We start from the raw sequence: 12322 nt of genomic DNA, 5'->3' as shown, positions 1-12322 counted from the left end.
TGCGCTTACAATATGTCTGAGCCTGTATGGAGCCTGTCCAGGCTATACAGCTTATACATCATATGAGCAGGACACTTGAGTAGGCGTCACTAGCTCACAGAGTGTGGCCTTACCGCCTCACTACCGATATAGCAAAAACGTCAAGGTGTGAGTGCTGATACCAGGAAACGACACTACGAAATAAGCACTACATCAGTGTAGGCGGCTTCTGTTAAATCGGCATGATGTTTTGGTTAACATGATGTGAATTTCTGCACCGAAGGGAAGTAGGGGGTCTTTTTCATCGAAAAGTGTTCTTAAACACCTGCCAAGCATCGCTTGAAGAAGAGATAACCTTCGTGGTGGGGGATAAGTATATGTGCATGCGCTCCATAGGTATCCCCGGAAGGTCAGTATGCTTGGCAGTACATCTGTAGCACGGCTTGGCGAATGACAGCAATGCCCTAACTCTATAACTCTACAATTCTATAACTCTTTAGTCATAAACACGCTGAAGGGATCAAGCTCATAATCGCTAAAGGGACCACAGTAGGAAAACCCAAAATCCTCATACAGCTTTCTAGCCGGCATAAACGATTCCGGAGTGCCCGTCTCCAGACTGATCCGGTTATATCCGCGAGCTTTCGCCTCCTGAAGAATATGTGCCAGAATTTTTCTCGCTACACCTTTACGCAAATGCAGCTTGGCCGTACGCATGGACTTGAGCTCAGCGTGTTCGGCATTCAGCTCCTTCAGAGCGCCGCAGCCCAGCACCTCCCCATCCTCCCAAGCACACCAAAAGGTTATATCAGGCTGCTTGAGTCCTTCCATACCTAGCGCATGTACGCTTTCTGGTGGGGAGTCGGCATGCATTCCCTCCAGGTGCTCCGCAATCAGCGAAGCTACTTCTGGCCCACTCAGATCATCTACCTTGACTTCCATCTCTATCACTCCTGATGATATATTGATCCACTAGATTAATCTACAATTTTAGGGAATTATCCCATCCAATCTTACTATGATGTTATGTTTTTTGACAATAAGTCGATAGTCTTTCGTTATCTATGCCTAATTCATAGGCATCTTTCATGCACACTCACAATCCTTAAGCTTCCACCTGCTGTGAAACACACGACCTTGCTCAATCATAGCTATATGAGAGCACAGACAAAGGGCGCCTCCTGTCATCTTCATGACTTTTAGGAGACGCCCTCATGTATTCATATGATGTGAACTCGTACGTAATGATATCACTCTGCCTCAATGCTGGTTGCCTTTACCTGCTCCGGCCATCAGCTTCACCAGATATGGCACGGCAATAGAGGTGAGGATCACGCCGAAGGCGATCTGGGCAATCGCCGACTCAACATAGGGCTCATAGGCTGGATTCAGCGCAGCGGCCATGGACGGGACAACCAAGGATAGCCCTGCTACCGAGCAAGTAGCTGCAGCGGCCGTACCAGGGCGGCGCAGCACCCAACGATCCACGCCAATGAGTGGAAGCAGGCAGATGATCAGGAACAGCAGCGTCAGTAGCAGACCCGAAAGACTGGAGTCAAATGCTACGCGCAGATCAATATTCGAACCAAAGCTCGTCCCAAGGAAGGGCAGCATGATCATCGTTCCGGGGGCGAACATCTGCTGAATGTGCGTGTCTAGATTTCCAAGCACGATGCCCAGCACGAATGGAAGCAAGGTCGCAAGCACACTCAGTAGATCAATTCCCACTCCGCTGGCAGAATTCAGAATCATAATTGGAATGACTGGAACCGCGATCAGATTCAGAATACCGAAGGCGGCACGATCTACATCATCTCCATATGAATTCATGAGTGCCAGGTACAGACCAGGATTACAGCTGGTAATGACCGCAATAAAAGCTATTGCCGAGATTCCCGCCACGCCTTCCATGCCGAACCAGGCTACGAACGCCCAGCCTGCCAGGCAACTGATCAGTATCCGTGTCAGACATAGTACTCCCGCACGCTGTAGCGTACCCATGAGTTGACTGAGCCTAAGCTGTGTACCGGATATGAACAGAATCAGGCCAATAAGCACCATGGTCCCTTTATTGGTGAACAGCGCTGTTGTTGGATCTCCCATCTGGAAGAAAGAGGGAAAGATCGTGTTCACCGCCGCTGCCAGTAGCATGGGAATGATCAGCAGACCAGCGGGTATTTTTTGTATCGTCTGTAAAACCTTCATGTTGCCTGCCTTCATACCGCTTTACAGCTCGGCACCGTTCGTTTTGATGACCTGCTGGTACCAGTAGAAGGAATCCTTACGGTAGCGCTTCATGGTTCCATTTCCATAGTCATCCTGATCAACGTAGATAAAGCCATAGCGTTTGCTCATCTCCGAGGTCGTCGAGCTGATCATATCAATCGGTCCCCACATGGTATAACCAATCATCTCCACGCCATCCTGTATAGCAAGTCTCATCTGCTCAATGTGCTGGCGCAGGAAGTCGACACGGTAGGGATCGTTCACCGTACCATCCTCATTCAATTTGTCATAGAAGCCTGAGCTGTTCTCCAGAATGAATACCGGCTTCTGATAACGATCGTAGACCAGGTTCAGCGTATAGCGCAGACCAACCGGATCAATCTGCCAGCCCCACTCATTCTCGGGCAAATGCGGATTCTTGTATACGCTATGCACATTACCAGCCGTCAGTTCTAGCTGTTCAGTATCGCTGCTGGAGATCATAGAATTGTAATAAGACATACCTACGAAGTCAGCTGTATACGCTTGGATGCTCTCCAGGTCGCCTTCTTCGATGCGGAGCTCAATACCTTGCTCTGCAAAATAACTCTTGGCGTAATACGGATACGCGCCCTTATTAAGCAGATCGAGGAAGAACTGATTCTTCATCTGGTCATCCTTCTGCATCTGGAGGGCATCCTCCGGCTTGCAGGTGTATGGATAGGTCGTGAAATAGGCCACCATACTACCGATCATATTGTTCGGGTCCACCTCATGGGCCAGCTTGGTTGCCTGAGACGCGGCAACGAACTGATGGTGTAATCCCTGAAAGAGCATCTCCTCGTAGTTGGCTTGTCCCTCATCCAGAATACCAAGCGTCTTGGCACCAGCCTTGACACTCATATTGATCTCGTTGAAGGTTACCCAGTATTTCACTTTTCCTTTATAGCGCTTGAAGATTACATCACAATACTTCAGGTACAGCTCAATCACTTTGCGGTCATACCAGCCGCCGAACTTCTCGATCAGCACAATGGGTGTATCGAAATGGCTGATGGTAATCAAAGGCTCCATCCCATGCTTCAGGCACTCATCAATAACCTGATCGTAGAATTGCAGGGCCTTCTCATTCGGAACAGCATCATCCCCGTTCGGGAATACACGAGCCCAAGCAATGGAGTAACGGAATACCTTGAAGCCCATCTCGGCGAACAGGGCGATGTCTTCACGGAAAGTATGGTAGAAATCAATACCGCGACGCTTGGGATACTTCCCTGGGTCTGGGTCCTGCTTCGCAGCCTGGATCATCTCCATGTTGATTTTTAGTTGCTTGGTCACTTTGCGATCATTCTTGGGGTTGAATTGCATTACCTCTGGAATAGTCAGCGTCTTGCCATCCACGTCATAGGCTCCTTCAGCCTGACAGGCTGACAGCGCTCCTCCCCACAGGAAGCCTTCGGGAAATTGGGTTGCAGTCATATGTTTCTCCTCCTATTTGTGTTGATTTCTATTTGTGTTGAGTTTCTATTTGTATAGCTTATCTATTCATGGATCAGATTACATGTAGTGTATTGAGCCGCTGCAAGCGGAGAGCCTACGGTTAAGGAATCAGCTTCACCAGCGGCTGACCCTCGCGAATCGGGCCTTCGTTTGAAGAGGTCAGTACATCACCGAACTGCTGCATATTCGTAACAACAATCGAGGTGATCGTATTATATCCCTCCGCCTTAATTTTCTCAGGCTCGAACTCCACCAGCAGATCGCCCGCCTTGATAGATTGCCCCTGCTCCACCAGCGCGTTGAAGTGCTTGCCTTTTAGACTAACTGTGTCTACTCCGATGTGCACCAGGATCTCAACACCGTTCGCAGCCTTCAGTCCAATAGCATGCTTCGTGCGATACAGCGCCTCTACTACACCGTCAAAGGGAGCGTACACCTTGCCTTCTGTAGGTACGATTGCAATGCCTTTACCCATGAGCTCTTGAGCAAAAGCCTGATCCTCCACCTCCGAGAGTGGGTGAATCTCGCCTGTCATGGGGCTCACGATCAGCATATCATTTGATGCCACAGTTGAAGCATTTACTGCTGAAGAAGGAGCTACGAATTCAGTATTTCCATTACCAGTCGGATTTGAGCTCTGCTTCACGGTCTTGCCTTCTTCTGGCTCCTTAATACCTGCCAGCAATGTAAAGACGAATGCCAACACGACTGCTGCAATACAACCGATAATTACATACATATAGTTGTCTGCTGAATAGGTACCCAGTGCAAGCACACCCGGGAGTGCTATGGCAGAGGCCGTAGTATGAACCAAGCTAAAGAAACCACTAACGAGTCCGCCCGCCACACAGGCTGCAAAAAACGGACGTTTGTAACGAAGCGTTACCCCATAGATCGCTGGCTCGGTAATTCCGAACAAGGCTGTAAAGCCGGTAGAGCCTGCTGCAGATTTCATAGTCTTGTTCTTCGTCAGGAAGAATACGCCGAAGGCTGCACCCGCCTGCGCCAGATTCGCTGCTATAGCAGATGGGAGCAATACCGTAGAGCCAAAGCTTGCCACCTGTTGTACCTGAATAGGCATAATGGCATAGTGCATACCGAACATAACCATGATTGGCTTGAAGAAGCCCATAATCGCACCTGCTAGTACACCAACCGTACTATAGAGATCATTAATACCGTTTGTAATCCATGTGCCGACATAGTTACCGACAGGTCCCAGTACAATCAATTCCAGTGGAACCATGATGAACAATACGATCATCGGCGTGAGCAACACGCGGAGAAACTGCGGAATCATGCGATCCACTACAGGGTACACATAGCTCATAATCCACACAGCCAAAATAATCGGAATGACTGAGGATGAATATTTCATGAGCAGAATCGGCATGCCAAGGAAATCAATCGACTTAATCCCTGTCTCTGCAATCTTGGCCGCAGCATCCAGAATGACTGGATGCATCAATCCAGCTGCGAGGGCTACCGCCAGGTAAGGATTGGTCTTGAATCTGTTCGCAGCGCTGACAGCCAGGAAGAAAGGCAGGAAGTAGAAGATCAGGTCGCCAATCATATTCATGACACTCAGGAAGCCTGTACCCTGCATCAGTCCCAATGTCGTGATAACCGTAGTTACGCATTTGATCATCCCGCAGCCGACCAGCGCCGGCAAGATTGGAGTGAAGACGCCAGCAATCGTCTCCAGCACGACATTGATCGGGTTGCGTTTGCGAGTTGGCCCGCTATCCTCGGCTGTAACCAGGCCCTCTGGTACCAGCTTTTGAATCTCACCGTAGATGGCGTCTACCTTCGCACCTACGACCACTTGCACCTGTCCTCCAGCATTTTGAGCCTTCAGGACACCTTCGAGGCTATCCAGCTTCTTGAGCTCTGCCTTACTGTCATCCTTCAACACGAATCTGAGCCGGGTAGCGCAGTGTGTCAGTGTTGATATGTTACCTTCTCCGCCGACCAGCTCCAGTACCTGCTGAGCCAAATCTCTGTTGTTCATGCGGCACATCTCCTTATTCTCATTAGTCTAGTATTGAGTAGATAAAGGCAGGTAATATCTGCATTTGCAAATATCACGCTAATTTATGAAAAACGTCATGATGACCGTTATTTCCTCACGTTAAATTCCTGGGTAAAAAAAATGACCAAGCCAAGAGAACAACAAAGGTCGTTTCTCTAAGCCTGGTCATGCCTGATCGAATCAGTAACAGTCCAATGTCCGTATGAAGTTATGTTATATTAATTGGCCATAAGCCGTTGAATATGAAGCGTCAGATACAGCTTCTCATCATTAGAGCATCTCCAGCCGTAATTATTATCGAGAAATTCAGCAATTTTCTCTACACACTCCAGCTCGCGCGGAGATTTCTCCTTCACCACCTCAAAGAGCGATTCATTCTCGTCCTTGAGGGACTTGCCACTCATCTGTCGCATGATGAAGTATCGGATATGGGTAGCGAAGCGCATAAAATGAATGGAGTCTTCCTGAAAGTCAATTTTGAGCGCATACTTGATCACCGATAAAATCTCACCAGTGACGGTCGTAATCTTGGTCGTCTCGCTCATCTCACCGGACCCGACCTGAGCGTTCACAAAATGCAGGGCGATGAGTGTAGTCTCCGCAGACGGCAGTGTAATCCCAGCCTTCTCCTCAATCAGCCTGACAGCAGCCTCGCCTACCCTTGTCTCATCAGGATATAGTGTACGTACCTCCCACTCCAGCGGATTCTTAATGGTAACGCCTTCACGGGCACGCACTAGCGAAAAGCTGATATGATCGGACAGTGTCAGTAACAGATTCGGATGGAACGTCTTACTCAGAATATGTGCACCTAGCTTGATGATTTCCTCGGCCAAATAAATATCCTCTATTGGAATAGAGTTCAGCAGATCGTACATTCGAATGTTCTTGGGCGCGACAAAAATCTTCTCCACCATATCTGTCTCTGTCAGCTCATAAGGCGTCTTCAGGAAGCCAACTCCCTTGCCGACCACGAATACTTCTTCTTGCTTGTCATTAATGGCGATAGCTACGTTATTGTTTACCTTTTTAATGACCTTCACAATGCTCACCCCCCTGCTGTAAAAAACGTCTAGCCCTGTATTTACTAGGATGCCAGGCGATTGGCACATCTAAACAAAAAATGACCGAAAGCGATTACAGTTAAGCAATCGAATTCGGTCATGCCTGGTTCGCCCAGTAACAGTCCGTGTAAGTTATATTCTTATTATAGCCAGATAGAGTCAAATGTCAATCATGTTTGTCGAATATTGTTGAATAAAATATTCGGCATAGCATAATGACACCTCCTAGCGTATTAGAAGCAGGATAGCATGTTAGCAGTGTTGATTGACGTGTTGATCGACCTACTAACTTCGATGATTGGTATGTTGATGGTACTAATTGACATGTTAACTACATTTTCAGTCTACTGACTGCCCCTCATTGCTGTGCGAATAGTGGGTACAGCCTCAATCAGCTTGCGTGTATAAGGATGAAGCTCGGATGGAACGAGCTGGCGACTATCGGTCACTACATCCACGATCTGTCCTTCCTGCATAACTGCAATCCGCTCACAGACTTGCTGTACGACCGCCAGATCATGCGATATAAAAATGGCACCCACACCCGTCTCCTGACGCAGGGTGGACAGCAGCTCCAGAATCTGTCGCTGGCTGGATACGTCCAGAGCCGAGGTAGGCTCGTCAAAGACAATCACCTGTGGCTGAATGCTAATTGCCCGGGCAATCATCACGCGCTGCAACTGGCCTCCACTCAGCTCATGAGGGTATCTGCCAGCCATAGCAGGGGAAAGCCCCACACGCTCCAACTGCCGGCCGACCTCAGATGCCATCTGTTGTCTTGGCACTAGCTTATAGTTACGCAGCGGCTCCGACAGGAACTCGCCAATTCGCATCCGGGGATGGAACACGGAGCCTGGCTCCTGAAATACGAGCTGAATCTGTCTGTAATGCTGTCGCAGCGCCTCACCCTGTATACTTGTGACATCCTGCTGTCGATACAGAATGCGACCAGAGTTCACCGATTCCAGGTGAGTGATACAGCGTGCTAGCGTGCTCTTGCCGCTACCGCTCTCACCGACAATTCCGAGCCATTCCCCTCGCTGCAGCACCAGATTGATTGCCTGTAAGGCAGGAACATTTTTCCCATCAGGGAGATGATAGCTCTTGGTCACCTGCTGTAATTCAAGCATGTTCATCCCCCTTTATTTCCTTGGCATTCTCCTTGGGATGTGTCTCTGCTGGGTGAACTTCCGAATCACGTGGGTGCGGCTCACGTAGTGTATCCCATTCCGATATCCGTAGCTCCGGTACAGCCGCCAGTAGCTCGCGAGTATATGGATTACGCGGCTCTTGAAGCACTTGTGAGGTGCTGCCCCATTCCAGAAGGGTTCCCTCCTTCATAATTCCCACTTTATCAGCAATAGAAGCTGCAATCGCCATATGATGAGTAACGAGAATCATCCCTGTCTGCTCGTGGTCACGCAGCATCCTGAGCTGCTTCAGCACCTTGGCTTGTGCCAGCACATCCAGTGCACTGGTCGGTTCATCTGCCAACAGTAGCTTCGGCTGCAGTGTCATAACCATTGCAATGGCCGCGCGCTGCTTCATACCTCCACTTAGCTGGTTCGGATATGCCTTCATAACCCGTTCCGGATCCTTCAGTCCAATATCCTGCAAATGCTGTAGAGCTAGCTGGTAAGCCTCACATCTTGATAATGGTAAATGACTTCGAATCGCCTCGATATATTGACTTTCCATTCTGCGAAGAGGGTTCAAGTAAGCCCCACTATCCTGAAATACCATACCAATCTGCCGCCCACGAACACTCCCCCAATCGCGTGTACCCAGAGCGGTGAGCGAACGGCCCTCCAGCATAATGCCTCCAGCTGTAATCCGACCACCAGCTCCTAGCAGGCCAATCACGGCCCGCAGCAATGTGGATTTGCCACTGCCACTCTCACCGACCAATGCTACAACCTCACCGGACTTCACCGACAGGCTCACGTCATGCAGCGCTGGCCGCTCATTGGCCGTATAGCTGACATTTAGATGCTCTACCCGCAGCAGGCTATCCGAGCCTTCATTCTGACTCTGTACACTGTCAGCGAGAACTCTAGTCATTGCTGTCCCAGCCGAATATGGCGATCCAGCAGGTAGAAATCAATCGGGTACATGGTTGCTCCTGTGACAGAGCTCTTGCTCACAATGTTGATTGGCGTGTAGGTCACGAACAGATAAGGCGCATCATTCATAATCAATTGCTGTGCCTTGGATGCAATCTTGTAGCGCTGTTCCGTCTCAAATTCCGAGGACAGGCTGTTGATTAATGTATCCAGCTCAGGATTGCTGTAGCCACCGATATTCCACTCGGCCCCCGTCTTGAAGTAGAAGTCCAGAATATACTGTGGGTCACCAGTAATTCCCGTATTGATACTAGTCAGCGCCAGATCGAAGTTGCCACTCTTCTGTGCATCCGTCAAATCCTCATAAGAAGTCAGCTCCAGAGCAACACCAAGCTCCTTAAGCTGGGATTGCATGGCCTCTGCCACAATGGAATCCGATTCATAGGAAGCATTCAGAATCAAGCGGAGGGCGAGCCTCTGCCCATTCTTCTCACGGATGCCGTCACCATCGCGGTCTTCATAGCCCGCTTGGCTCAGTAACTTTTTGGACTGTTCGGGGTCATAGGTATAGCCTGTTATCTTGTCGTAGCCGAACGGAAGCGCCGAAGTGAACGGTCCCCTGGCTGCCTGCCCCCCTACCAGCGTGCTGGCATACATCTCTCGGTCAATGCCGTAGGAGATCGCTTGGCGAACGGCAAGATCACTCAGTGCCGGATTATTGTAGTTGAACCAGACAAATTGAGTACGTAATCCTGGGATCTCATCAATCTTGTAACGGGAGCTATCCTGGAAGAGTGGCAGCTGACTGCGGCCTACATTACTCGCTACATCAATCTCTCCGGATTGCAGAGCCATCGCTCTTGTATTATCATCAGCGATGTACTTGAACGTAATGCTCTCTACCTCGGCTGCACCGCCCCAATAGCCTTCATAGCGTTTCGTTTCGATCTTTTGCTCCGGTATATAGGAAGTGACCATGTATGGACCCGTGGCTACAGGCTTGTTCGCAAAAGCAGCCGTGTCCGCTGTCGTGTCCACAATGACAAATAAAGGCTCAGCAATATTGCCCAACAAAGAAGCATAAGGTTCACTGGTCCGAATCGTAAGATTCTGCCCTTCTGAGCTCATGGAAGCTATCGGGAGCGTGGCCCTGCCGCGCGGATTCAGCGAAAGGGAGCGTTCGAGCGAATGCTGCACCGCCTCGGCCGTCACGGGATTACCGTTATGGAAGGTCACCCCTTCTCGAATATGAAACAGCCACGTCTTGTCATCCTGACGTTCCCAGCGGTCTGCCAGCTTGGGAACCATCTGCATCTTCTCATCGAATTGTACGAGTGTCTCGCCAATAGCGGCACGCGTCAGTGTCCAGCCGTTCCATTCCTCAGCTGGATCAAGATTTGTTCCCAGCCAGAACAAGGCCACATTCAAGTGACCACCTGCAGACCCTTCATTTCCAGTAGCTACAGAGTCTGTTGTCGTTCCTGCTCCTTGTGAGCCCTCAGCCCCTCCACCGGAATTCCCTGTTGCTCCCCCTCCACAGGCAGACAGCAGTAGCAGCATCACCAGCCACACCGTCACATTTTTATATTGCAGCCTATTCCAAAATTCGTTCCACCTATTCACGATATCTCCTCCTTGTTTAGCGTCTATGTCTGGGGTCGAGCACATCACGCAAGCTATCTCCCAGCAGATTAAAGATCATCACGGTGCAAAAAATGGCAAGCCCCGGATACATCAGCAGCCAAGCAGCTGTCTGCATATATCTTCGTCCCTCGCTTAGGAGCGCCCCCCATTCCGGCTCTGGCGGCTGTGCGCCTAGACCCAGGAAGGACAAGCCCGAGATGGACAGCAGCATACCACCGATATCCATCATCGCCATTACGACTAAAGGTGGCAGTACATTGGGCAGAATATATCTCAGCAGAATTCGGGCGGGGCATGCTCCACCGAGTGCAGCCGCCGTAACGTACTCCTTTTGCTTGTGCTGAAGCACCATACTTCGCACCATACGGGCATACTTGGCCCACCACACGACAGACAGTGCCACTACGGTATGAAGCAGACCTGGACCAAGCATTCCCGCAACGGCAATGGCGAAGATAATGCCCGGAAAGGCCATAAGCGTGTCCGCAAGTCGCATAAGCACCGTATCCAGCCATTTGCCTGCATAACCTGCCAGGATACCTACCGTCATCCCGATTGCAGCTACCACTGTAACTAACACAAAGGTCATAAGTAGTGAGGTCCTTGCCCCATACAGCACCCGAGACAACAAACAGCGTCCGAGTTGATCCGTTCCAAAGGGGTATTGCTTGTCTGGCGGCTGCAGCACCCTCGTGAAATCCGTGGCATAGGGATCATGTGGTGCCAGTAAAGGCGCGAGGATGGCGAGTAGCAGCCATAGACCAGCCACGCCTAACCAGACAGAGAATAGTCGATGCTGCATCCATAGCCGTATTAGCCGTTGTGTCAACATGCTCATCTAGACATCCTCCCCAAGTCTGAGGCGCGGATCTCTTACATGTGCCCAGATATCTACGAACAGATTAATCGCCACGTACATGACAGCCATCCAGACCACATAGCCTTGAATCAAGGGGTAATCGCGTGCAATAATCGCTTCCAGTGCCAATTGCCCCACACCCGGCCATACAAATACACTCTCAATAATCGCAGCGCCGCCCAGTAAAGCACCCGTGGACATCCCAAGCAGCGTCATGATCGGAAGCAACGCATTCGGCAGAACATACCGCAGCATGACTGTCCTCTCCTGTATCCCACGGGCTCTGGCCCCAGTTACATAATCCTGAGACATCTCCTCCAGCAGCACTGTACGTATCTGTCTGCTATATTGCGCTATCAACGGTACGGCCAGCGTACAGGCCGGGAGGATCAGACTGCGGACACCTGTCCTGCCCACGACCGGGAGAATCTGCAGCTTGACTGCAAAGAGCAGCATGAGAAGTAGTCCCAGCCAGAAGCTAGGCATCGACAGTCCTGCAAAAGAAAAGACCCGAATGAGATAGTCCTTGGCACGGTTAGGCTGCATCGCGGCTGTCATCCCAAGCGGAAATGAAATCAGCACCACCAGTAGTAGAGCAGCACCAGCCAGCTCTAACGTAGCAGGCATTCTGGACAGCAGAACTTCCGTCACTGGACGTCCGTATGTATAGGACATGCCAAAATCACCAGTCAGCGCCCGCAGGACCCAGTAGCCATAGCGGGCAAGAAAAGGCTGATCCAGCCCCAGCTCTGTCCGCACCTGTGCGACTAGTTCCTCCGAAGGGGTGACTCCCGTAGACATCAACATCAGCCTTGCAGGATCGCCCGGCGACAGATAAGTAAGCAAGAAGGTCAGGAAGGAAATCCCCAGCAGCACGCCGACCAGTTGGAGCAATCTTTGTACAATATATCGGCTCACGCCTTTCGCCGTCCTCTCCTGATATGAATAAGCAGCTGAAATAAGCAGTTCTGCAGTT

The 12322-nt window shown here is 50.4% G+C and carries 10 protein-coding genes; all 10 read right to left on the bottom strand.

What is annotated here, in order from left to right; translation table 11 throughout:
- Positions 1-465 precede the first annotated feature (465 nt).
- Positions 466-921 (bottom strand): GNAT family N-acetyltransferase, encoded by a 456-nt coding sequence (locus tag MKX74_RS04620; RefSeq protein WP_341177644.1) that lies wholly within the window; start codon positions 919-921, stop codon positions 466-468.
- 318 nt (positions 922-1239) lie between these two features.
- Positions 1240-2184 carry a 2-keto-3-deoxygluconate permease gene (locus MKX74_RS04615; RefSeq protein WP_341177643.1) on the bottom strand — a complete coding sequence of 315 codons (945 nt, stop codon included), beginning with the start codon at positions 2182-2184 and terminating at the stop codon, positions 1240-1242.
- Positions 2185-2205: 21 nt separating this feature from the next.
- Positions 2206-3663, bottom strand: a complete 1458-nt coding sequence (locus MKX74_RS04610; RefSeq protein WP_341177642.1) for a glycoside hydrolase family 1 protein — start codon at positions 3661-3663, stop codon at positions 2206-2208.
- A gap of 121 nt (positions 3664-3784) precedes the next feature.
- Positions 3785-5695 (bottom strand): beta-glucoside-specific PTS transporter subunit IIABC, encoded by a 1911-nt coding sequence (locus MKX74_RS04605; RefSeq protein ID WP_341177641.1) that lies wholly within the window; start codon positions 5693-5695, stop codon positions 3785-3787.
- Positions 5696-5934: 239 nt separating this feature from the next.
- Positions 5935-6759 (bottom strand): PRD domain-containing protein, encoded by an 825-nt coding sequence (locus MKX74_RS04600; RefSeq protein ID WP_018885165.1) that lies wholly within the window; start codon positions 6757-6759, stop codon positions 5935-5937.
- Positions 6760-7124: 365 nt separating this feature from the next.
- The gene (locus tag MKX74_RS04595) at positions 7125-7910 is read right to left on the bottom strand and encodes an ABC transporter ATP-binding protein (RefSeq protein ID WP_341177640.1); all 786 of its coding nucleotides are present in this window, start codon (positions 7908-7910) and stop codon (positions 7125-7127) included.
- Positions 7903-8841 (bottom strand): ABC transporter ATP-binding protein, encoded by a 939-nt coding sequence (locus MKX74_RS04590; RefSeq protein ID WP_341177639.1) that lies wholly within the window; start codon positions 8839-8841, stop codon positions 7903-7905. Before MKX74_RS04590 ends, MKX74_RS04595 begins: the two co-directional genes overlap by 8 nt.
- Complete coding sequence (locus MKX74_RS04585; protein ID WP_341177638.1) at positions 8838-10466, bottom strand: ABC transporter substrate-binding protein; 1629 nt, start codon at positions 10464-10466, stop codon at positions 8838-8840. Before MKX74_RS04585 ends, MKX74_RS04590 begins: the two co-directional genes overlap by 4 nt.
- Before the next feature lie 16 nt (positions 10467-10482).
- Positions 10483-11325 carry a nickel transporter permease gene (nikC, locus tag MKX74_RS04580; protein ID WP_341177637.1) on the bottom strand — a complete coding sequence of 281 codons (843 nt, stop codon included), beginning with the start codon at positions 11323-11325 and terminating at the stop codon, positions 10483-10485.
- Entirely contained in the window at positions 11326-12264 is a 939-nt protein-coding gene (gene nikB / locus MKX74_RS04575) for a nickel ABC transporter permease (protein ID WP_341177636.1), read from the bottom strand.
- Between the last annotated feature and the right edge of the window lie 58 nt (positions 12265-12322).

The sequence above is a fragment of the Paenibacillus sp. FSL K6-1230 genome, assembly GCF_038002385.1.
In the GTDB taxonomy this organism is placed as follows: Bacteria; Bacillota; Bacilli; order Paenibacillales; family Paenibacillaceae; genus Paenibacillus; species Paenibacillus massiliensis.
Note: the sequence above shows the minus strand (reverse complement) of the source record. Positions and strands in the feature narration are given on the sequence as shown.

Excerpts from the sequence above, each read along its gene's own strand:
- MKX74_RS04605 (WP_341177641.1), bottom strand. The coding sequence starts at position 5,695 with ATGAACAACAGAGATTTGGCTCAGCAGGTACTGGAGCTGGTCGGCGGA.
- nikC (WP_341177637.1), bottom strand. The coding sequence starts at position 11,325 with ATGAGCATGTTGACACAACGGCTAATACGGCTATGGATGCAGCATCGA.
- MKX74_RS04620 (WP_341177644.1), bottom strand. The coding sequence starts at position 921 with ATGGAAGTCAAGGTAGATGATCTGAGTGGGCCAGAAGTAGCTTCGCTG.
- MKX74_RS04595 (WP_341177640.1), bottom strand. The coding sequence starts at position 7,910 with ATGCTTGAATTACAGCAGGTGACCAAGAGCTATCATCTCCCTGATGGG.
- MKX74_RS04590 (WP_341177639.1), bottom strand. The coding sequence starts at position 8,841 with ATGACTAGAGTTCTCGCTGACAGTGTACAGAGTCAGAATGAAGGCTCG.
- MKX74_RS04615 (WP_341177643.1), bottom strand. The coding sequence starts at position 2,184 with ATGAAGGTTTTACAGACGATACAAAAAATACCCGCTGGTCTGCTGATC.
- MKX74_RS04610 (WP_341177642.1), bottom strand. The coding sequence starts at position 3,663 with ATGACTGCAACCCAATTTCCCGAAGGCTTCCTGTGGGGAGGAGCGCTG.